This is a genomic window from Mesorhizobium sp. Cs1299R1N3 (genome assembly GCF_037179625.1).
GTDB lineage: Bacteria > Pseudomonadota > Alphaproteobacteria > Rhizobiales > Rhizobiaceae > Mesorhizobium > Mesorhizobium salmacidum.
On record NZ_JAPYKQ010000022.1, the window covers coordinates 15,109 to 35,445 of the forward strand.

The 20,337-nt window shown below is 59.1% G+C and carries 20 protein-coding genes; 7 read left to right on the plus strand and 13 right to left on the minus strand.

The annotated features are described in order from the left end of the window. Positions 1 to 75: 75 nt before the first annotated feature. Positions 76 to 1,674: an ABC transporter substrate-binding protein gene (locus tag O7B34_RS28755; protein WP_337149187.1), complete on the minus strand. Its 1,599-nt coding sequence runs from the start codon at positions 1,672 to 1,674 to the stop codon at positions 76 to 78. Between the two features lie 190 nt (positions 1,675 to 1,864). Here O7B34_RS28755 and O7B34_RS28760 point away from each other — a divergent pair, with 190 nt between their 5' ends. Continuing rightward, a complete protein-coding gene (locus tag O7B34_RS28760) occupies positions 1,865 to 2,746 on the plus strand; it encodes a LysR family transcriptional regulator (protein ID WP_337149228.1) in 882 nt (293 codons plus the stop codon). 410 nt (positions 2,747 to 3,156) lie between these two features. Here O7B34_RS28760 and O7B34_RS28765 read toward each other — a convergent pair whose 3' ends face one another. From O7B34_RS28765 to O7B34_RS28795, 9 genes are all read right to left on the minus strand, one after another. Next, on the minus strand, positions 3,157 to 3,591 hold the full coding sequence (locus O7B34_RS28765) for a DUF3991 and TOPRIM domain-containing protein (protein ID WP_337149188.1): 435 nt from the start codon (positions 3,589 to 3,591) through the stop codon (positions 3,157 to 3,159). 77 nt (positions 3,592 to 3,668) lie between these two features. Continuing rightward, complete coding sequence (locus O7B34_RS32250) at positions 3,669 to 3,851, minus strand: DUF982 domain-containing protein (RefSeq protein ID WP_442921012.1); 183 nt, start codon at positions 3,849 to 3,851, stop codon at positions 3,669 to 3,671. 421 nt (positions 3,852 to 4,272) lie between these two features. Continuing rightward, the gene (locus O7B34_RS28775) at positions 4,273 to 4,455 is read right to left on the minus strand and encodes a DUF982 domain-containing protein (RefSeq protein WP_337149191.1); all 183 of its coding nucleotides are present in this window, start codon (positions 4,453 to 4,455) and stop codon (positions 4,273 to 4,275) included. A 631-nt stretch (positions 4,456 to 5,086) separates the two neighbouring features. Next, the gene (locus tag O7B34_RS28780) at positions 5,087 to 6,142 is read right to left on the minus strand and encodes a GlxA family transcriptional regulator (RefSeq protein WP_337149192.1); all 1,056 of its coding nucleotides are present in this window, start codon (positions 6,140 to 6,142) and stop codon (positions 5,087 to 5,089) included. Then, positions 6,142 to 7,251: a mandelate racemase/muconate lactonizing enzyme family protein gene (locus O7B34_RS28785; protein WP_337149193.1), complete on the minus strand. Its 1,110-nt coding sequence runs from the start codon at positions 7,249 to 7,251 to the stop codon at positions 6,142 to 6,144. Before O7B34_RS28785 ends, O7B34_RS28780 begins: the two co-directional genes overlap by 1 nt. A gap of 2 nt (positions 7,252 to 7,253) precedes the next feature. Then, positions 7,254 to 8,807 carry a trimethylamine methyltransferase family protein gene (locus O7B34_RS28790; protein WP_337143749.1) on the minus strand — a complete coding sequence of 518 codons (1,554 nt, stop codon included), beginning with the start codon at positions 8,805 to 8,807 and terminating at the stop codon, positions 7,254 to 7,256. A 349-nt stretch (positions 8,808 to 9,156) separates the two neighbouring features. Continuing rightward, a complete protein-coding gene (locus O7B34_RS32255) occupies positions 9,157 to 9,354 on the minus strand; it encodes an SDR family oxidoreductase (RefSeq protein ID WP_442921011.1) in 198 nt (65 codons plus the stop codon). Next, entirely contained in the window at positions 9,355 to 9,618 is a 264-nt protein-coding gene (locus O7B34_RS32260; protein ID WP_442921013.1) for an SDR family NAD(P)-dependent oxidoreductase, read from the minus strand. It abuts the gene before it with no gap. A 262-nt stretch (positions 9,619 to 9,880) separates the two neighbouring features. Further along, positions 9,881 to 10,123, minus strand: a complete 243-nt coding sequence (locus O7B34_RS28795) for a hypothetical protein (protein ID WP_337149194.1) — start codon at positions 10,121 to 10,123, stop codon at positions 9,881 to 9,883. A 366-nt stretch (positions 10,124 to 10,489) separates the two neighbouring features. Between O7B34_RS28795 and O7B34_RS28800 the strand changes: the two genes are divergently transcribed. Beyond that, positions 10,490 to 11,401: a LysR substrate-binding domain-containing protein gene (locus O7B34_RS28800; RefSeq protein WP_337143746.1), complete on the plus strand. Its 912-nt coding sequence runs from the start codon at positions 10,490 to 10,492 to the stop codon at positions 11,399 to 11,401. 3 nt (positions 11,402 to 11,404) lie between these two features. Here the strand turns inward: O7B34_RS28800 and O7B34_RS28805 are convergent, their stop codons facing one another. From O7B34_RS28805 to O7B34_RS28815, 3 genes are read right to left on the minus strand one after another with little or no spacing between them, the layout of a single operon-like run. Next, the gene (locus tag O7B34_RS28805; protein ID WP_337149195.1) at positions 11,405 to 12,727 is read right to left on the minus strand and encodes an NAD(P)/FAD-dependent oxidoreductase; all 1,323 of its coding nucleotides are present in this window, start codon (positions 12,725 to 12,727) and stop codon (positions 11,405 to 11,407) included. A 12-nt stretch (positions 12,728 to 12,739) separates the two neighbouring features. Next, positions 12,740 to 14,266 carry an aldehyde dehydrogenase gene (locus tag O7B34_RS28810; protein ID WP_337149196.1) on the minus strand — a complete coding sequence of 509 codons (1,527 nt, stop codon included), beginning with the start codon at positions 14,264 to 14,266 and terminating at the stop codon, positions 12,740 to 12,742. Then, positions 14,244 to 15,188, minus strand: coding sequence for a dihydrodipicolinate synthase family protein (locus O7B34_RS28815; protein ID WP_337149197.1), 945 nt, complete (start codon positions 15,186 to 15,188; stop codon positions 14,244 to 14,246). Before O7B34_RS28815 ends, O7B34_RS28810 begins: the two co-directional genes overlap by 23 nt. A gap of 479 nt (positions 15,189 to 15,667) precedes the next feature. Between O7B34_RS28815 and O7B34_RS28820 the strand changes: the two genes are divergently transcribed. From O7B34_RS28820 to O7B34_RS28840, 5 genes are all read left to right on the plus strand, one after another. Further along, positions 15,668 to 16,756: a quaternary amine ABC transporter ATP-binding protein gene (locus O7B34_RS28820; RefSeq protein ID WP_337149198.1), complete on the plus strand. Its 1,089-nt coding sequence runs from the start codon at positions 15,668 to 15,670 to the stop codon at positions 16,754 to 16,756. Then, positions 16,756 to 17,697: an ABC transporter permease gene (locus O7B34_RS28825; RefSeq protein WP_337149199.1), complete on the plus strand. Its 942-nt coding sequence runs from the start codon at positions 16,756 to 16,758 to the stop codon at positions 17,695 to 17,697. Before O7B34_RS28820 ends, O7B34_RS28825 begins: the two co-directional genes overlap by 1 nt. Positions 17,698 to 17,735: 38 nt before the next feature. Continuing rightward, positions 17,736 to 18,722, plus strand: a complete 987-nt coding sequence (proX, locus tag O7B34_RS28830; RefSeq protein ID WP_337149200.1) for a glycine betaine/L-proline ABC transporter substrate-binding protein ProX — start codon at positions 17,736 to 17,738, stop codon at positions 18,720 to 18,722. A 76-nt stretch (positions 18,723 to 18,798) separates the two neighbouring features. Next, positions 18,799 to 19,533: an SDR family NAD(P)-dependent oxidoreductase gene (locus O7B34_RS28835; protein WP_337149201.1), complete on the plus strand. Its 735-nt coding sequence runs from the start codon at positions 18,799 to 18,801 to the stop codon at positions 19,531 to 19,533. After that, positions 19,530 to 20,267 (plus strand): SDR family NAD(P)-dependent oxidoreductase, encoded by a 738-nt coding sequence (locus O7B34_RS28840; RefSeq protein ID WP_337149202.1) that lies wholly within the window; start codon positions 19,530 to 19,532, stop codon positions 20,265 to 20,267. The genes O7B34_RS28835 and O7B34_RS28840 overlap by 4 nt, the downstream gene beginning before the upstream one ends. Positions 20,268 to 20,337: the final 70 nt, after the last annotated feature.

Consider the following 20,337-nt stretch of genomic DNA (forward strand, 5'->3'; position numbering starts at 1 on the left):
TTTTCACCCAAATATATTCAAAAGCGTAAAACCTCCGTGCGCTCAAAATATTTCGAGCGCGGAGAAGCGTCATTATTAAACCTCGAGCCAGCAACGCGCGAAATTCTTCGCCTCGCCGTGAAAGTGATTTCCCACGAAACCCTGGACGGTCTTCGCTAGCCCATTGATGGATGTTGAAAACATCAAGGTTATGTGGCCCGCGTCTTCCTGAACCATTTTTGCAGCATCATGATAGAGAGACTTGCGCTTTTCGACGTCAAGTTCTGACCTGGCCTGGACGAGAAGCTTGTCAAACGCCGGCCGGTACCAGTTACCGTCGTTCCATGGAGAGTCGCTTGCGAATGGTTGGGTAAAAGCCTGATCTTCTGTGGCTAAGCTGCCGAAATAGGAGGCGCAGAAAGGCTTTTTCATCCAGACGTCGCTCCAATAACCGTCGGCCGGTACACGCTTTGGATTGATAGTAATGCCAGCTTTGGCCGCTGATTGCTGGAAGAGTTCTGCGGCGTTGACCGCTCCGGGGAACACGGACTCGGACACGTAGAGATCGATCGCCCCGCTTTGGCCAGACTTCTTGTAGTAGAAGCTGGCCTTATCCGGATCGTACGTGTGCTGAGGCAGTTCGGAATAAAGCGGATAGATCGAATTGATCGGATTGTCGTTGCCGATGGTGCCGTATCCCGCCTGCGTTGTTTTTAAGATCAAATTCCGATCAACCGCATATTTGAGTGCTAGCCGTAAGTCGGGATTGTCGAATGGCGCCTTGTTCGTCTGCATCACGAAATAGTTGAACGTGGTTGTATCCGCTACGTCGATCTTGATCGACGGGGAGCTCTTTAGCCGCCCGACAATGTTCGGTGTGAGTTCCGAGGCAAAGTGCGTTGAGCCGGCTAGGAGTGAGGACACCCGGGCCATATCATCATTGATCACCAGAATCTCAAGCTCGTCGAACAGTGGCTGCTCTGGCCTGAAATACTTCGGATTCCGCTTAAAGTTATAGCGGACGCCTGGTTGTGCCGACTCAAGGATAAACGGTCCCGTTCCGATTCCCTTGGCGGGATCTTCTCCTTCAGGTTGAGCAATCAGCGCCGCATTGGTCATCAGGTACGGGAAGTTGACGTCGGGGGCAGACAAGGTCACGGTCAATTGGTGAGAGCCGTCCACCTTGATGTCCTTGATTGCCTTCATGAGGGCGGCGGCGCCCGACTTCGTGTCAGGGCCGCGGTGACGGTTGAGCGAGTAGGCCATATCGTTGGCGGTGAACGCTTTGCCGCTGTGAAAGGTGACGTCCTTTCTCAGGATAAAGGTCCAGGTTTTTCCGTTGTCGCCAGGCTCCCAGCTCTCAGCCAGCTCGCTGGCCAATTTTCCATCCGTAGTGCGCTCCAGCAGCCTGTTGCCAAGCTGATAGGAAACAAACAGCGGGACCGAGGAAGGCATATTCGTAGGATCAACCGTATCGGTCGTCGAACCACCCTTGACCCCGGCTACAAATTTGCCGCCGCGTCGCGGCGTTTGAGCAAAGGCCGTTGTCGGGAGTCCAATGCGGCCAACAGCTCCGGCTATGCCGAGGCCTACAGATCCACGGAGCAAAGCTCTGCGATCAAGCTTGAGCAACGGCCTTTTGCTCGAATCTCCAAAATCCATCGTTAGCTCCCATTGGCTTTTGGCGGCCGTCAACGGCGGTTCCCTTGTGGGTTTCTCGTCCGGGCGATCGCATCTCAACATCGCCACTCTAGCTTCCGAATTATCGGCATCCCAATACAACTTGGGCACCGATTGTTATTGAATTTGTTATGAGTTGGGGGATATAAGCGGCAGTCGGCATCGTATTCGTATGGACACTAGGATGGCATCTCCGTCCCTTGAAATGAGGGAGCTTCGTGCCTTTGTGGCTGTTGCAGAGGAGCTAAGCTTCGTTGGTGCTGCGAAGCGGCTTAACGTTGCCCAGCCGGCCTTAAGCAGGACAATCAGCATGCTGGAAGCCAAGCTCGGCGTGCAGCTTCTAGACCGGACGACTCGATCGACACATGTCACCCTGGCCGGCAAAGTCTTTCTGGCGGAAGCGCACTATACGCTCGCTCAAATGAAAAGGGCGGTTCAGCTCACGCAAGAGGCAGAGATCGGCCTCACCGGCGAACTGCGAGTTGGCTACATGGATTTTGCGATCCACGGTCCTATGGTACCCCTCCTTGCTGAATTCAAGCGGACTCATCCGCTTGTGAAAGTCAGCTTAAAACGTCATCGATCTGACGCACAGTCGACCGATCTTAACGCCAATCGTATCGATGTTGGCTTTGCCGTGAGGCACCGCTTTCAGGGCAACATAAAAGTAAGGCCGTTCACGCAAGAGCCGTTGGTTGCCGTGATCAACCGACACAATCGCCTGGCGCAACAAGATCGTATCTCAGTGAGCGATCTAGCTGAAGAGTCTTTCATTATGGGGGATCGCGAGGGCTGGGAGCTATACTTGCCAACCGTGGAAGCATTCTGCGCAACTGCGGGGTTCGTGCCGAGGATCGCGCTTGAGGCGCAGGATGGTGCCACCATCTTCAGCATGGTCGCCGCAGGCCTTGGCATCACGCTTTATCCATCATGTGTGCGCAACGCTGAGCTACCCAACCTGGTGATTAAGGAATTTGTCGAGGATGCGCCGCTTGTCGAAACATTTTTTTTGACGAAACAGTCGGGGTACTCGTCGGCAACCGACAAGATGGTGAGCTACCTCCAGCATCTGATTTCAATCAGGTAGCCGGGCGGAAGGCCCCGTCCAAGAAGACTCCATACCTCGTCAAATTCTCCCTAGAACCGATTTTGATATCCGAATTCTTCCCATCAGCGCACGCAACTCAGGCTGGGGCGCGACGAGAAAGTTCGAAAAGCTTCCAAGAACCCCAGCCATGTCTACGCAAAAGAGGCTCAGTTCCTTTTTCGGAAGCTTTGCCGCAAAGTCTTTAGCCTCAAGTGGACGTTTTTTGGTCCGCTTGTCGCATTCGCAAGAGTCATCGAAGGGTAGAATGGCACCACGTGACCGCCTCCGCGGCGGCCTCTCCGTCCCGGTGGGTCAAGGGCCGGCAAAGCCGGGCGAAAGCTTCACCCTTGACGCGGCCGGCGGGCATGCGGCAGCCGCGGTCTTCCTCCTCTCTCCTTCCTGCCTTTGGCTTACTCATCACCCTTGGCCTTCAGTTCAGCATTCCAGTCCTCCTCGCGCGGCCGAAGACGTTCGAAGCCGCAGCCAGCCCCACCGGCGAGCGCTTCAAGGCGATCGGCGTAAACCTCGCCTTGGGGATTGTGTCGGTCGCAGCGATCAGCACCACACCTTTCGGGGCTACGAGCAGTCGGATAGAGGCTGTCGCACCGTTCACCCTCCAGCGCCGCAAGGCTCATGGCGTCGGTCGCCGCCTCGGTGACGCACAGGCGCGGGGCATCGCAGGAGCTGAATTGGAACAGCACCTTGGCGCCCCCGGTCGCGAAGCCGCGCCACTCAGGACCGCGCTCTTCCCAGCCGGTGAAACGCCCCTCCCCATCCCTATGGGCAGCCCACACGCTGCCACGAGGGCTTTCCCGCAGGAGGTCCTGGCGGATGGCGGATCGCATCACAGAGTTCGGAAGTTGTCGCCCTTCGCGCAGGTAGCGCGGCGAAGAGGATGAACGGAGAAATAGAGTCCTGATTCTCAGTCGCCGCGCGGTATCTTTGCTTCGAGCGCGGCTGCGACAAATGCTCTGCGGGCGGCTGGTGGATGGCTCTCGCCACGCAATACCCGCAGACAAGCGTCCATCGCTGCCTTCCGCTTTTCGGTTTGACGAGGGAGTTCCCGCAGCAAGATAGCGGCCGCGTCATTGACCTCGACCACCACACGCTCTGTGCCGTGACCGCTGACCTGAACTACGACTGGCCGCTCAAATCTGTTCAAGCCAGATCTTCCCTCACCCGAAGCCGTGCGGTATCGGCCGCTCGGTAGCCTTCTAGCCCACCCGGAGGGTAGAGCCGTACTCCACAGCTCAGCCTTGATTTGCGCCAGGCGGTCGCCATACGCGCTGACCGCTTCGTGCTCTGCTTGAATTTTGCGATTTGCTCGCAAGGTTGAGAGCTTAATCTATTTGTCTGGAATGAATATAGCGGCGATAACCTCCAGGGGCGACGGCAGTTCATCCACCCCGAAAACCACAGCTACGCCCGCAGCTTTTTGCAGGCAGCGATCCACTGCATGGCGAATATCGGATCTTCCAAAATGTCGACGCGCCTGGTGAAGACGAGAAAAGCGTGGTGCGCAGCGCTTACGGATTGTGCCCGTCATCTGCATCATAGCATGCCCGAAGGGCAGTCTGGTGCATGAGGTCCCTTTGCTCTTCAGGCCAGTCATTGAGGAAATCGATGGCGTCCGCAAGGCCCGCAATCTCTTGTACGATGTAGGTCGCACGTTTCACGAAAATGGAGCTGCTGAAATCCTCCGCGTTCATTCGTTCCTCCCAACTTGTTAAACTCTCACTTTGGCGGCGGTACCCGCTCGTCAATCACCGCGCAATGTTCTGTGCGACTGTGACAATTCAAGGTCGAGCAGTGTCTGTTCGGTGTCGGCACGACAAAGCCTCGCCGGCACATCTTCTAGCGGCTCGACCCCATGGCCAGCCTGCGCGGCCCTAGGCTGCCCCCACTCTTGCCCTGCTTCGGCGGCTTTGCGGGGCGCGCAATTGCCTTGGCGGCACGGTGTCAGACTGAATGTCAGAAACGCGGTCCAGGAGATGCGACTCCACTTCGGCCTTGTTCTATCAGGTGGCAAGATCCGACATCTGAGGCTCTGTCTGGAGCAGGTCAATTCCCGGTCGAGAGCTTCGTCGTTGCCCGGCGCCGGTGACGATACTGCGAAGTGATGAGCGAGCGGAAGCAGCTTGCTAGCCGACCCGTGCGGGTGATCGTGGAAGATCCGAGGACAGACGAGGAAGCCAATCGCATAAAGCGGGATTGGATTGCTCCCTGTGGATAGCCCGGTGGAGGTCTTGCGACCCCAGAGCATTCGACAGGTATATTCGGCTAGACGTCCAGGCGAGCGCCAAGTCCCATCGAGGAGCATACCCCGCTCGCCGAGGAGCCTTAGCCGAGCCCTCGACCGATCCACGCGGGTACGGTCAATCTAAGCTGTTGCGGTGAGACTCCGTGTAGGTTCCTGAAGCATTTCGAGAAATGCGACGAGGAGACGAAGCCGCTCGCCATCGCTACGTCGACCAGAGGCAGCCGGGTGCCTTCGATCAGCCGCTTTGCGTGATCGACTCTCAGACTCAGATAGTGCTTGGCGGGCGTGGTACCCACATATGTCCCAAAGAGCCGCTCTAGCTGGCGTCTTGAAACACCAATGCGCTTCGATATGTCTGACATTGCTATCGGAGACTCGATATTCTCTTCCATCACCCTGATGGCTGCGACGAGACTTTCGCTCACGCCAGCGAAGGCGATGCCCGAAGGGCCTGTCTGACGGTTCGAACCAGAACGCTGCCCGTCCACCGTCGCATGCCTGCAGACTTCCTGTGCGATGAAGGCGCCCGCCTGCGTTGCGATAAGGTCGACCGCGAGGTCAAACCCTGCCAACTCGCCGGCGCAGGTCGAAAATTGCCCATCTTTTACAAAGAGAGAGTCGCGTATGCGCGGCTGGTTGAACACTTCGGAAAAGGCAGCAAGCCGCGACCAGTGGATCGTGCAGCGCGTACCTGTCAAAAGGCCGGTCTGCGCCAGCAGCCATGTCGCGGTTCCGAAGGCAGATATAGCAACTCCACGACGGGCCATCAGCCGCAAAAATCCATTAAGTTGTGGCGTCAGTTGCCGCTCTACCGGTTCGCCTGCAACAACTGCGAGTTGGCCAGGTCTATGATCGTCCAAGTGGGAAGCCAGATCGTCGATGGTGACATCGACAGGAGCTGCGAGCCCGTTGGCGCCTTCGACCAGGCCCGCTCCCAAGCCAGCGATACGCCATCTAAAAAGCGGCAATCTCGATACGGTGTTGGCGAGACGGAACGGTTCCATGTAGGCGTGAAGCGCCAGGTGGGAGAACCCCGGCAGGACAAGAACGACCACATCAAACGGCCGGTCGGCCATCGCCGAAATCTCCGGCGTGGCCAGCGACTTCATGGCGGCAAGATTAGCTGGCGCGTTCATCAGGGTCCGAATATCGCGACCGGCTTGCCGAACATGCCGGGTTCTGGTTTGACGCCCAAGCCCGGCCGCTGCGGCACGGCGATGTGGCCCTTGTCGATAATGATCGGATTCTTCGCGTCGAAGTGGCCTTTGATGTACTCCTGCGCGATCCAGGCCCCCTCCATGCGACGCGGCTCCACGGTCGCCGCGAGATGAACGCAGGCCGCCGCGATGATATCGCCGCCCCAGGCATCGTCGCAGCTGTGCGGAAGCGAGCGTATGGCGCACAGGTCGCGCACTGCTGTCATCTTGGTGAGGCCACCGAGGCGCGTCACTTTGAAGCCGAAACCGTCGGCGATGCCCATGGAGATTGCCCTCAGCACCGCGTTCTGGTCTTCGGTGCTCTCGTCCAGATAGACGGGATGTGTCACGCGACCTTTCAGCGTCGCGATCTCATCCATGGTGTTGCAGGGCTGTTCGAAAACGAACGGGATCGCCTGGCAGAGCCGGTCGAGATGGATCCCGGCAGCGACCGTCAGGCCCCGGTTGCCGTCGACCGCGATGCGCGCCTTGTAGCCAACCGCTTCCCAGACCTTGTGAACGACGGCGACGTCTTCTTCCAGGTTGCGCCCGCCGATCTTGACCTGCAGGCGCGGATAACCGGCCTTCACCTTGTCGGCGGCAATCCTCGCCGTCTCGTCCGGCGACCCGACGATCAGCGAATAATAGGCCGGCACGCGGTCGGTCAAAGCACCGCCCAGCAGAGTCGAGACCGGCACGCCGAGCTTCTGTCCGAGGAGGTCGAGAATGGCCATGTCGAGCGCAGCCTTGGCATAGCCATGTCCGTTCAGGCGCTCGTCCATCCGCTTTGCCAGCAGCCTGATCGAAGCTATCTCGGAACCAATGAGGCCCGGCGCTATCTCGGCAATTGCCGCACGGGCCCCGAGCGCGTGGTGCGGCTGGTAGACCGGGCCGATCGGGCAGGTTTCGCCCCAACCCATCAAACCGTTGTTCGCAACTATTTCGACAAGGGTACTATCGAGCGTCTCCACGTCGTCGCTCGCCATGCGATAGGCTCCGCCTTTGACGGGCAACTGCGCCGTGTAGACGTTGATCCGATCGATGCGCATACTCAGTATTCCTCGTTCAGCGCGTCGACGGCGGGGATCTCACGAGATCGCCGGTCGATATAAGCGCGCAGCTCCTCGTCTTTAGCAATGTCGAGCGTCGGCTCTTCATAGTCGGCCAGCAGCCGACGGGCATGTTCAAGAGCCCGCTGCTTGATGTCCTTGGAACCATCGGCTTTCCACTGTTCGATCGAGTTGTTGTCGAAGAGCTTCGGGATGAAGAAGGCCCGCTCGAAGTTGGCCTGCGTGTGCGGATGGCCAAGGTAGTGGCCGCCCGGGCCAACATCCCGCACGGCAGCCAGGGCCTCGTCGAAGTCGTCCCACTGGATGCCCTTTGTCATGCGATAGCCCATGTCGCATACCTCCGCGTCGACGACGAACTTCGCGATCGAACAGTGCATGCCGGCTTCGTTCCAGCCTGCCGAATGCCAGATATAATTGGCGCCCGACATCAGCACCGCCATCATGGTCATGGCGCTCTCATAGCCAGCCTGCGCGTCGAATACCTTGGCTCCGCCGAGCAAGTTCGACGTGCGCCACGGTACATTGTACCGGCGGGCCATCTGGCCGATCATGAAATTCATCAACGAGATCTCGGGCGTTCCTGCCATCGGGGCGCCTGACTGCATCGACACCGTCGAAAGGTAATGCCCATAGATCGCCGGGCAGCCCTTGCGGATGACCTGGGTATAGGCGAGCGCCGAAAGCGCCTCGGCGTTCAACTGTGCGACAGCCGCCGCGGTGGAAGCCGGCGTGTTGGCCCCGCCGAGAACGAAAGGCGAGCACAGCACCGGCTGGTTGCGCCGGCAGAAGGCGCGCATAGCGCCCAGCATCACCTGGTCCCAGACGAGCGGTGAATTGCCGTTGCAATTGCCGGTCGTGACCGCGTGGGTCTCGAGGAAGTCCTTGCCAAAGAGAACCTCGCACATGTCGAGTACGTCCTCGGCATTCTTGGGCGAGGTGGTCATGCCCATGAAGATCTTGTCGGAGTGCTTCATCGATGAATAGGTGATGTGCAGGTGCCGGTGCGCAACGACGAGATCCATCGGCTCGACGATATGATGGGCGGACGAATGGAGTGCCGGCATCATGTGCGCGAGCTTATGGAAGGTGCCGAGGTCGGCGATGGTCGGCCCACGCCTGACATCATCGAGGTCACGCATATAGGGCGCGCCGGTCATCGGCACGAAAATGGAATTCGGTCCGCCGAGCTTGACATTCTTTGCCGGGTCGCGCGCAAAATATTCGATTTTGGGAGGAATGGTCTTGATAAGTTCCATGACGAGCCCGCGGTCGAGGTATACGCGGTCATCGGCACGCACGTCGGCGCCTGCCCTCTTCCAGTCCTCGATCGCGATCGGATCGCGAAACACCACGCCCACGTCCTCGAGGATCGCAAGAGAAGCCTCGTGGATGCGCTCGACCTGCTCGGCATCCATTGGCTCTACCACCGGCAAGCCGCGCTTAAGCGTCGGCAGCATGTCGATCTTTGGCGCCGTGCGGATCGTCCGCCGCGCTTCCCGTCCTCCTCTACGGGAGGCTTGTAGTTGAGCAGTCATGCCGGTCTCCAGGAATTCCACAGATTGAACTCGAACGCGTCCCGACATTGCCATCGCTGTGGGATTCGACCTACTGCAAAAGTCTCACGCGGCTGTTGACTAAAGCTCCGCGGAAAATAAATCCCTTGTCAACGGAGAGGGCAAAGATTGGGGATTTTAGAGTGCGCTTGACTCTAAAGAGACTTCTGAAAGAAAACTTAGGCGAGAGCTTATTGCTGGCGTGCTTCAGCTTGTCGGTGCCGATGTCGGTCGGCCCAATCATCGGAGCGATGACTTTGCGAGCACTAGGTTTTCTTCGCCCCCCGCCGGACGCATTGGACGCAATGGATCCTGCTTTGTCGGATCAGATTTATAAGGGCTTCGCCTGTTTATGCGATAGGCAGGGATAGCTTGTGATGCGGCCCCCGTAGGTGACGTAAACCCGACCGGTCACGCAGGCACTTTCTTCCGAGGCAAGCCAGACCGCCGGATTACCGACATCCCCCGGGTCGCCCAGACGTCCGAATGGGTGCATCACGAGCAGGGCCTTGAGGTTAGTGTCCATCATCTAGGCCCAGTCCGCCTCGGTTATGTCGTCGACCGTCTTCTCGAACAAGATGCCGGCGTTGTTGACGATGATGTCCGAGCCGCCGAAGCGCTCGACGACAGTCTGGACGGCCGATGCAATATGCGCGGAGTTCGAAGATCCGGCGTCTCGTAGATGACGCTCTCGTTGAGCACGTCTCAGGCGGCGGTTCCCCTTCACAATCGCAACCGCCTTCCTCCGCGAACGCTGCGTGATACCGGCGCCGATTCCGGGCCTGGCGGCAATGCGCCCGAGCGGGGCCGTCTTGCTCCGCTATTGCCGTTGACCGCGTTGGGCACACGGCATCCACGTATCCCGCTACCGACATGCTCGCGGCAAAAAACATTCCTGAATGCCGCCGCGGCCGCCTTGCTGGCGCAATGGGCCGTGTGTCCGGAGCCGGGAGAGTGCCCAGCAAAATGCGATGTTCACAATCGCGCGGCCGCCTTGCCCTTCACGCAGAAAATCGACGTGAGATTGTTGTCGAACGTCCGCTCCCAAATTCTCGTCAGTCTTCTCGGCGATGTTGCCCCCTAGAAATGATCCCGGCCTTGTTGAGAAGCACGTCCAGCCGCCCGACGGCCTGGACGGCATAATCGACCAGATCCTCGCAATAGGCCTTGTCCCTGAAATCCTGGCCTTGCTCGAGAGAGTCCGCCTGTTTCTTTTGAGCTCGGCCTTGAGCCAGTCCAAGCCAGCCTTGGTCGGCGGCGCCCGCAATCACACGATAGCAGTTGCGCATGCCCGACACCTCCGGCCGCTCCTGTTATCACTGCGGTTTTCTCCTCGATGCCGCGAGCCACTCTTGACGGAAGTGGCTTATATTCTGTGAACTGTGCCCTAAGCCAGCAAAAGTGTCACTTCTCCTGTGTTGGTTTGCCGGCACTTACATCTCACGGGCTTATCATGGTGGGAAACGTCGGATAATGATGGAATGGCGTCGTAAACTGCGTAGGGTGGCCTGCATCTTCACCGTATCTGTCATGGGTAAAATTGCCTTGGAGTTAGCGGCGTTATCAGCAGCAATGCAGCTTTTGCATTGCCGCGAGGTGCGCGGCTGACCGCCTCTTGCCTAAGGTAGCGCGGCGCGCGATCATCGCGATGTTTGGAGTTCGAGATGGTTCGCCGCTATTACGACCTACCCTCCTTGACTGCGCTGGCAGTGTTCGAGGCTTCCGCCAGGCACCTGTCGTTCAAGCTGGCGGCTTCCGAGCTCAACGTGACGCCAGGCGCGGTTAGTCGGCAGATCAAGGCCGTCGAGGAGGAAATCGGCGTTCCATTATTTGTCCGATTGGGAAGCGGCGTCATCCTCACCAGTGCTGGGGAAGATTTATACGCTGTGCTGGCTAGCGGCTTTTCCAAAGCCTCTGAAGTTGTCAGAACCGTGAAACGCGGTGACCGCTCCAAAAACGTGACAGTAGCCTGCTCAGATGCCTTCGCAACGATGTGGTTGATCCCGCGCATGCCAGGTTTCTGGACCCGCTATCCTGACATTGCCGTCGACCATCTCATATCTGATAATTCGCGAGACTACCGGCGCGCTGAAGTGGAGCTTCGCATCCGCTATGGGTTTGGTGCGTGGCCCGACGAAACCACTGAACCGCTTTTTGGCGATGTTATCTATCCTGTCTGCGGCCCTGACTTTGCCCATATGCACCGGGATGCCACAGCAGAGTCGCTGTCCGAACTTCCGCTCCTGCACGTCAACTGGGTCGACCCTGATTGGGCTGACTGGGATGAGGTGTTGCGCCGTGCGGGAATTCCCCATGGCGCTCCCCGTGGCCGCAGGTTCGGCAAGTTTTTCGTGACCTTGCAGGCCGCCCAGGCAAATCAAGGTGTTGCAGTCGGGTGGCACCGCTTGGTAGGGCCGCTGATAAGCGAAGGTAAGCTGGTCAGGATTACAGATCTGGAGTTGCCTGCTCCCGGGGGGTATTCCCTTACCTGGAATGATAATCGGACCTTGTCTCCCGCCGCCGAGATATTCCGGACGTGGTTGAGAGAGGTCTCAGCCCAAGAGCGAGCAACCTGATTTTCACAGCTCCCGGCCGGCGCGCCTCTGCATCGCCCATAGCTTCAGCGGCGCTCCAATTGACATCAGCGGTTCTGGATAAAGCCGAGCCGGAGTTTGCTCCTGCAGGGCCTCCGCGACCATGGGTTCGTCGCTGCCGACGGCAAGGTCGGCGGTCAGCATCCCGTAGAGCGTGCCCTGCACCGTTCCCAAACCGTTGCAGCATCCGGCAACGAACACTCTTTCGTCGACTTCTCCGAACGCCGGCGCCGAGTTTAGGGAAAGGCACAGATGGCCTCCCCACCGAAACTCCATCGGCATTTCACCCAGCATCGGAAAGCGTGCCCGAAACGAGCGGTCGTGCGCAGCGCCGATCCGTTTGATCTGCTTCTCGCTCGTCGACATGTCCGAGTTGTAGGTAAAAGTGTTGCGGACGACGATGCGGTCGCCGATGCGCCGGATGGTCGACCCCATCGGATCAGCCGGGATCAAGCCCCAATGCAGCTCACCGCCGAGGGTGGCCTGCTCGCTCTTGGCGAGCGGCCTGGTCATGCTGGCATAAGTGAAGACATGCAGCAGTCGTTTCTTGAAGAATCCGAAGCTTTCGAGATGACCGTTGACCGTGAGTATCAATCGCGGCGCAGAAATCTCGCCCTCGGCTGTCTTGACAATGTGCAGTTTGCCAGTTTGCACAGATGTGACTGGAGAGTTTTCGAATATCCGGATGCGGCTCGACAAGCCCTCGGCGAGCCCGCAGATGAAACCGGCCGGTTGAGCCATCACCGTCCCTGGCGTGAAAGTGCCGCCGATGAAGAAGTCGGTTCCAGTGATTTTCTTCAACTGCTGCGCGTCCAACTGCTCAAATGGCTCGGCCAGCCCGGTTAGGTGGTTTTCGAACTCGCGCAGAATAGCAAGGCCGTGATCGGTGGCAGCTCCATGAAACTTGCCCGCCCGAATGAAGAACCGATGCAATCCATACTCATCCGCCGCCGAGCTTGAGAATTCAATCGCGGCGCGGTTCATGCGAATGCGCTTGCGGTCGTGCCCGTGGCTACCGCCATAGTTCTCGCCGCCTAGCTCGTGGGGCAGGTCGATCATGAAGCCAGAGTTGCGCCCCGCAGCACCCCAGCCGATCCGTTGAGCGTCGATCACGACGATGCGATCTTCCGGTACCAATTGTGAGAGGCGCCGCGCGGCCGCGAGGCCGGCGTAGCCGCCCCCGACTATGACCCAGTCGGCCTCGTGGCGGCCGCGCAGCACCTCATGCGCCTTGGGAGGCGGTAGAATTCCGTACCAGCCCGACAGGTTGATATCGGCAGGCGTTCTAGTGGCCTGATGGAGGCTCATGTGGCTGTCGGCTTAGTCAATGACGCGCGAGACCTTCGGATCGGAAATGTCCGCCCAGATGGTCTTAAGTTCTGTGTACTGGTCATGGGCGTGAAGCGACTTGTCGCGTCCGCCAAACCCAGAAAGCTTGAAGCCACCGAATGGCGTGGTGATGTCGCCCTCGCCGTAGCAATTGATGGTCACCGTGCCGGCGCGGATATCGCGCGCGATGCGATGCGCCTTGCCAAGATTGGCGGTGAAGATTGAGGCTGCGAGACCATATTGTGTGTCGTTGGCGACGCGTACCGCTTCGTCGGCGTTGGCCACCTTGATGACCGACAGCACGGGGCCAAAGATCTCTTCGCGTGCGATCGTCATTTGTGGCGTCACATCGTCGAATATGGTCGGCTCGATGAAATAGCCCTTGCCTTGCTTGTGTGCATTGCCGCCCGCCACGAGCTTGGCGCCTTCCGCACGGCCCTTCTTGATGTAGCCCATGATACGGTCGAACTGTTCCTTCGACACGATCGCGCCGAGCCGGTTGCCCGGATCCAGCGGCTCGCCCAAGGGCCATTCCGTTAGCTTGTGAAGCACGGCCTCGATAAGACGGTCCTTGATCTTCTCGTGCACGATAAGGCGGGAATTAGACGAGCAGTTCTCGCCCATGTTCCAGAAGACAGCTTGGGTCACATGCTGAGCGACAACGTCGAGGTTCTCGGCATCGTCGAGCACGATGCACGGGTTCTTGCCGCCGCATTCGAGCACGATGCGCTTGAGGTTGGACCTGGCGGAATATTCCAGAAATTTTCGGCCGACATCGGTCGATCCGGTGAAGGCGACCATGTCGACATCCGGATGCATGCCGAGCGCCTTGCCGGTGATCTCGCCAGGACCAGTGACGATCTGCAGGACGCCCGGGGGCAACCCTGCCTCATGCGCCAGCTCGGCAATCCGCAACGTCGACATGTTGGTCTGCTCGGCCGGCTTGACGATGACGGAGTTGCCGGTCGCGAGCGCCGGCCCGATCTTCCAGGCCAGCATCAGGATCGGGAAGTTCCACGGCAGAACGCAGGCCACCACGCCGAGCGGCTGGCGCACGATCAGCGACACGACGTCGTCGCCCGAAGGTGACGTCTGGCCGTAAAGCTTGTCGGTGGCCTCCGCGTGCCACTCCAGACAATGCAGGGCCTCAGGAATGTCTATGGTTGAGACATCGTAGATGGGCTTGCCGCTTTCGAGCGTCTCCAGCACCGCAAGCTCATGGACGTTGCACTCGATCAGCTTGACGAGGCGCCGCAGCACGCGCTTGCGCTGGCTCGGGTGCGCGCGCGACCAGGCGCCCGATTCAAACGCCAGCCGGGCCTTCTCGACGGCGAGATCGACGTCGGCCTGACCGCAGGATGCAATCCTGGCGATCACCTGGCCGGTCGCCGGATTGATCGTCTCGAATGTATCGCCGGATTGTGCCGCCCGTGCCTTGCCGTCGATCACCGCATTGGTTGGCAGCGGCAGGCTAGCCGCCAGATTCTGGTACTCATCACGCGTTAATAGCGATGACATTCTCGGAAGCCCCCTTTTGCGATTTTGCAGTGATTGACGAAATGACCGCTTTGAGCGTGCGGATCGTCGTCTCGAGTTCCCGCTTCTGCTCGTCGTCGAGCCCCCGCATCGGCTTGCGCACAGGCCCAGCTGGCAGGCCGGCGAGTTCGCAGCCGAACTTGATGCTCTGCACGAACTTGCCGCCCTGTTCCAGAACCCGCATCAGCGGCAGCAGCGCCGACATGATCTGCCGGCCCTTAGTGAAATCCTTCTCGATCACGCATGCTTCATAGAGTGCGATGTGCTCGGCCGGCAGGCAGTTGCCGGCGCCGCACACCCATCCCTTGGCGCCCCAGGCGAAGAATTCCAGCGCCTGGTCATCCATGCCGCAGAACAGATCGATATGCGGATAGTCGCGCGCCAGCGCGTGCAGCTGGTTCATGCTGCCGCTGGACTCTTTGATGGCGCAGAAGTTGGTGCTGCGGCCGACCCGGTCCAGGAACTCGAGGTCCATCATCGTGCCGGTGCGGCCCGGATAGTTGTAGAGCATCACCGGCAGGTTGGCGGCCTTGTCGATGGCCAGCGCATGGTTTGCCAGTTCGAGCTGCGTCGGAACAGCGTAATACGGCGCTCCGATCAGGATGCCGTCATACTTCAGATCTTTGGCGATCAGCGCATATTCGATGCAGTCTTCGGTGCGGATGGCGCCGACGCCGGCGATCAGCGGCACCTTCCCCTTCACCACGGTTTTGGCGAGCTTCAGCAAGCCGACACGTTCATCGCGCGACTGGGCGTAGTATTCGCCGGTCGTGCCGCCGACGATGATGCCGTGCACGGCCGCTGCGACCAGGTGCTCGACCATCACACAGAAGCCGTCGCGGTCGATCGATCCGTCTGCATGATAGGGTGTGGTGACGGGCGGAATAATGCCTTTGAACGACATCGGCCTGGCTCCAGTTCGGGTTCAGGCTCGTCGTTATATGGAAGGTTTGTGCAGCCGGCAGTCGAAATAAAGTCACGCGGCAGGATACTTTTTTGCGCGGCCCTCGCTACCGTATATACGCATAGGGTAACCGGGTTTCTCTGCCCCTCTGCCTATGGGCCAGGTGGATTTTGGAAGAGCCATGGAGTTCGTCCGAGCAAGGAGGTGATTCCAGGTGACCCCAAAGTCGATCGTGGCTCGCCGGCGACTAATATATCGGCGGCCAGACCACGCAAACGGTGAGCCCAGACTGCGCCTCCAAGTTTCCGAGGTCGACGACAGTCTCGCGCCTGGCGCCCATCCCCTTATGCGGCCCCACGGCGAAAAAGTAGCCTGACGCTTGATATTATTTCGACTCCGCCGGCGCCGAATTTTCGATAGCGTGGTCTTCCAGTCGTTCGGCAGTGATCTAGAAACGACGATAACAATGGGAACAGGGAATGAGCAAAGCGCCTCAAGAGGCCGTCATTCGATGCGAGGGAATCTGGAAGGTTTTCGGAGCGAGGGCCAAAGACGCTATCCGTGCTGTCAAGGCTGGACAGCTGAGCAAGACCCAAATCCGTGACGAACTGGACTGCATAGTTGGTGTGCGCGACGCAAGCTTCAGCGTTGGCCGCGGTGAGATATTCTGCATCATGGGGCTGTCCGGCTCCGGGAAGTCGACCCTCATTCGACATATCAATCGGCTCATCGAGCCCACCGATGGAGCTGTGTACATTGAAGACCGGAACGTCAACGCTATGGGCACTAAGGAGCTAAGGCAGCTCCGCGCAGAAAAGATCGGCATGGTGTTCCAGAACATGGCGTTGATGCCCCATCGCAATGTCCGCGACAATGTCGCGTTTGCGCTCGAGGTTCGTGGCGTGCCGAAGGAGAAACGGCATAAAGTGGCTCAAGAGGCGATCGAAGCCGTCGAACTGACCGGTTGGGACCTGAAATACCCGGATGAACTCTCGGGCGGCATGCAGCAGCGCGTCGGCCTGGCGCGCGCAATCGCAGCCAACCCGTCCATTCTCCTGATGGACGAGCCGTTCTCCGCGCTTGATCCGCTGATCCGGTACCAGTTGCAGGGCACCTTCATGCAGCTCTCAGCCGAGCTTCACAAGACGACCGTCTTCATCACGCACGACCTCGACGAAGCGATCCGCATCGGAGACCGCATTGCGATCATGAAAGATGGTGTCCTCGTCCAGGTCGGGACACCAGAGGAGATCGTGACGAACCCGGCCGACGATTACGTCGCCGCTTTCGTGGGTGGCATCTCAAAGCTCGATCTCGTCACCGCGGCGAAGGTCATGCAGCAGCTCGAGCAATATCGTGAGGCCCATCCCGGCCATGACATGGCGAACTGGCCCGTGGCCCGGCCTGACGACAAGCTGAACACATTAGTAGACCTTTCAATCGGAACCAGCCACCCGGTCCTAGTGAAAGACGGAGAAGCCGTTGTCGGTGTCGTCACTAAGGACGCCCTCCTCAGGGGCATCCAGGGACAGGGCGAAACGAACTCCAGCGCGCGGGGGACACACTGATGGCCGACGAGAAGAGCTTCAACTGGCTTAGCCCCTTCGAGAGCATCGACCTCGGCATCGCCGAACATTCCGATGGCATCAAGCAGTGGGCGATCGACCACCGCGAGGCGATCCAGCCCTTCAAATTCTTCTTCGATAGCCTGATACAGGCCATAGAGCGTGCATTTCACGCTGTTCCGCCCACGATCATGCTCATCGTCATCGTGCTGATCGCCTGGCAGGCGGCCGGCCGCCGTACAGCAATCTATGTGGGGGTGGCGCTCATTGTCCTCGGACTACTTTCCCCCGAGGCATGGCCGCTCGCCATGACGACGCTCGCCATCGTGGTGGCATCGGTGATCCTGGCCGTGGTGATCGGGCTGCCGCTCGGCATCATTGCAGGCAAGAGCGACCGCTTCGAGGCCGTGTTGCGGCCGATCCTCGACACGATGCAGACGATCCCGGCTTTCGTCTATCTCGTACCGGTCGTGATGCTGATCGGCATCGGAAATGTCGCGGGTGTTATCGTCACGATCATCTTCGCACTCGCGCCGCTGATCCGGTTGACGTCGCTCGGAATCCGGTCGGTCAATCCGAGCGTAGTGGAGGCCGCCCGGGCCTTCGGCGCGACCCCGAGCCAGATCATGTTCAAGGTCGAACTGCCGATGGCGACGCGGACCATCTACGCCGGGCTGAACCAAACGATCATGCTCAGCCTCTCGATGGTGGTAATCGCGTCGATGATCTCGGTCCGCGGCCTCGGCAACGAGGTGCTGCGCGCCATGGGTCGCCTTGATGCGGGAAAGGCGATCGTCGGCGGTCTTGGCATCGTAATGCTGGCCATCGTCCTCGACCGCATCACCCAGGGCCTCGGCCGCTCCGGCCGGGAAAAAGGTCACACGAATTGGTGGCGGACCGGTCCAATCGGCCTGGTTACGCAACTGATTGACCCAAGAAAATAGGGGCATTTGAGTAACTAACATGAAAAGGGAGTGAGACAATGAAACAACTTTTAATTGTGGGCGCAACGGCGTTAGTCTTCCTGACGCAGCCAGTCTCGGCGAACGACAGGCCCGGCGAAGGCGTCACCGTCCGCCCCATCATCGAGCCTGTGCTTGAAGAGTACTTTTACGCCAAAGTACTACTTCGCGCTCTGACCGATGTTGGATACAAAGTCGCAGATCCACAAGAAGCGATTGCCCAGACGGCTCACCTAGCGGTCGGGACTGGGGATGCTGATTTTTACACTGATAGCTGGGACCAGCTGCATCAGTCTTTTTTCGAAGAGGCCGGCGGATCGAAGGTCATGACCAAGGTAGGCAACTTGGTCCAAGGAGCGCTTCAGGGCTATCTCGTGGACAAGAAGACCTATGATTCGGGTATCAAGAATCTCGGCCAGCTCAAGGACCCTAAAGTCGCTGCACTGTTCGACGCCGATGGCGATGGCAAAGCGGATCTTGCGGGCTGCGTCCCAGGTTGGGGTTGCGAGCGTATTATCGAACACCAACTCGACGAGTATAAACTGCGCGCCACCGTCACTCACAATCAGGGCGAGTACAACGCCATCATCGCTGATACTATTGCACGCCTGAAGATAGGGAAGCCTGTGCTTTACTACACCTGGACACCCTACTGGGTTTCCGGTGTGCTCGTACCCGGCAAAGATGTCGAGTTCCTAGCAGTTCCCTACACCTCTCTACCGGATGGCAAGAAGGCCGACACCACAGTGAACGGCAAAAATACTGGTTTTCCCGTCGATAACATCCGCGTTGTGGCTCGGAATGATTTCCTTGCCAAAAACCCCGCTGCAAGCAAGCTGATGGAGTTGGTAACCATACCGGTCAATGACGTATCCGAAGAGAACATGTTGATTCAAAAAGGCGAAAAGTCGATGTCAGATATCGACAGACACGTGGATGACTGGATTGAAAAACATCGAAGCGAATACGACTCCTGGCTTAAGGCGGCTCGCTCAACCTCAAAGTAATCATCGGTGAGGGGGCGCTTGAGAGAGCGCCCTCATGCGACCTTTTTGAACGGAAAATTCGTTGCACAGGAATAGTATGGAACATCTTGAGGGAAAGAAAGCGCTCGTGACTGGAGCCGCGGGCGGCATTGGCGCTGCAATCGTCAGACAGCTTCGGGCCGCGGGGGTAAATGTGGCTGTCGCTGATCGTGATGTCAGAGGCATCGACGCGGACGCACATCTGCCTGGGAACCTGTTGAATGAGGCTTATGCTGACGGTTTGCCCCGGGCGGCATTCGAGTCTTTGGGTGGGCTCGACATCGTCGTCAACAATGCAGGCGTTATTACCCGTGGCAAGGTCACCGAAACGACGGATGACGACTGGAAGCTTTCGTTGGGCGTCAATGTCGAAGCGCCGTTCAGGGTGTGCCGCGCCGCGATCCCGATCATGGCCGACCGCGGTGGCGGTGCGATCATCAATGTCGCGTCTTGCTGGGGCGTCCATCCGGGTCCGAACCACGCGGTCTATTGCATGACGAAGGCGGCGGTCGCCTCGCTGACTCAGTGCATGGGCATGGACCATGCTCATGAGAACATAAGGGTGAACGCGGTTTGCCCGAATGAGGTCAATACGCCGATGCTCAGAACCGGATTTGCCAAGCGTGGCTTCGACCCGGATACCGCCGTCACAGAGCTTGGCAAGACAGTTCCGCTCGGCCGTATCGCCGAGCCGGAGGACATCGCCGAGGTCGTTGTCTTCCTCGCATCTGACGCCTCGCGCTACATGTGCGGTTCGCTAGTCGAGGTCAACGGTGGGAAGGCAGTGGGATGAACAGGTTTGAGGGAAAAGTCGCCCTGGTGACGGGCGGACGGAGCGGCATCGGCCAAGCGATCGCGCGGCGTCTTCGGGACGAAGGTGCGCGGGTGTTCACGGCGCAGCGCGGGGAGGATCAGGAATTCGAGTGCATCGCGGTGAACTTCACCGTCCCGACCGAGGCTAGCGCGGCCGTGGACGCGGTTCTAGAAGCTGCCGGCCGGCTCGATGTCCTGGTCAACAATGCCGGAGTCATGCAAGAAGCGCTTGCCGAGGACATGAGCCTCGCGGAATGGGAACGCACAATTGCTGTCAACCTGACCACGCCCTTCATGTTGATCAAAGCCGCCATGCCGCATCTTCGCAGGGTAGGCGGGACCATCGTCAACATCGGCTCCATCGAGGGCCTCGGTTCCAATCCGAAGCACACGGCTTATTGTGCCTCCAAGGCGGGCATCCATGGACTGACCAGGGCGGTGGCGGTCGATCATGGCGCCGAGGGCGTGCGCTGCAACGCCGTGGCCCCTGGTTGGATTGATACCGACCTGAATGTCGACTTCATCGAAAGCATGCCGGACCCGGCGGGCTTCAGACAACAGATTGGCAAGATTCATCCGGTCGGACGCACAGGCAGGCCGGAAGAGGTCGCGAGCCTCGTAGCGTGGCTAGCATCACCAGAGTCGTCATTTGTCACAGGACAGGTTTGGACAATCGATGGCGGCCGGATGATCAAGCTCAGCCTTCCGCAGTAGAGCGGCTTGAGAGGAGCGACGCTGGGCAGTATTGGCGAAAGCTGGATGAATATATTTGGGGAACGTCCGG

What these genes read in the sequence shown, in the direction of transcription:
- O7B34_RS28760 (WP_337149228.1), top strand. Translation starts at nt 1,865, where the DNA reads ATGAGGGAGCTTCGTGCCTTTGTGGCTGTTGCAGAGGAGCTAAGCTTC.
- O7B34_RS28765 (WP_337149188.1), bottom strand. Translation starts at nt 3,591, where the DNA reads ATGCGATCCGCCATCCGCCAGGACCTCCTGCGGGAAAGCCCTCGTGGC.
- O7B34_RS28775 (WP_337149191.1), bottom strand. Translation starts at nt 4,455, where the DNA reads ATGAACGCGGAGGATTTCAGCAGCTCCATTTTCGTGAAACGTGCGACC.
- O7B34_RS28780 (WP_337149192.1), bottom strand. Translation starts at nt 6,142, where the DNA reads ATGAACGCGCCAGCTAATCTTGCCGCCATGAAGTCGCTGGCCACGCCG.
- O7B34_RS28785 (WP_337149193.1), bottom strand. Translation starts at nt 7,251, where the DNA reads ATGCGCATCGATCGGATCAACGTCTACACGGCGCAGTTGCCCGTCAAA.
- O7B34_RS28790 (WP_337143749.1), bottom strand. Translation starts at nt 8,807, where the DNA reads ATGACTGCTCAACTACAAGCCTCCCGTAGAGGAGGACGGGAAGCGCGG.
- O7B34_RS32255 (WP_442921011.1), bottom strand. Translation starts at nt 9,354, where the DNA reads ATGATGGACACTAACCTCAAGGCCCTGCTCGTGATGCACCCATTCGGA.
- O7B34_RS28800 (WP_337143746.1), top strand. Translation starts at nt 10,490, where the DNA reads ATGGTTCGCCGCTATTACGACCTACCCTCCTTGACTGCGCTGGCAGTG.
- O7B34_RS28805 (WP_337149195.1), bottom strand. Translation starts at nt 12,727, where the DNA reads ATGAGCCTCCATCAGGCCACTAGAACGCCTGCCGATATCAACCTGTCG.
- O7B34_RS28810 (WP_337149196.1), bottom strand. Translation starts at nt 14,266, where the DNA reads ATGTCATCGCTATTAACGCGTGATGAGTACCAGAATCTGGCGGCTAGC.
- O7B34_RS28815 (WP_337149197.1), bottom strand. Translation starts at nt 15,188, where the DNA reads ATGTCGTTCAAAGGCATTATTCCGCCCGTCACCACACCCTATCATGCA.
- O7B34_RS28820 (WP_337149198.1), top strand. Translation starts at nt 15,668, where the DNA reads ATGAGCAAAGCGCCTCAAGAGGCCGTCATTCGATGCGAGGGAATCTGG.
- O7B34_RS28825 (WP_337149199.1), top strand. Translation starts at nt 16,756, where the DNA reads ATGGCCGACGAGAAGAGCTTCAACTGGCTTAGCCCCTTCGAGAGCATC.
- proX (WP_337149200.1), top strand. Translation starts at nt 17,736, where the DNA reads ATGAAACAACTTTTAATTGTGGGCGCAACGGCGTTAGTCTTCCTGACG.
- O7B34_RS28835 (WP_337149201.1), top strand. Translation starts at nt 18,799, where the DNA reads ATGGAACATCTTGAGGGAAAGAAAGCGCTCGTGACTGGAGCCGCGGGC.
- O7B34_RS28840 (WP_337149202.1), top strand. Translation starts at nt 19,530, where the DNA reads ATGAACAGGTTTGAGGGAAAAGTCGCCCTGGTGACGGGCGGACGGAGC.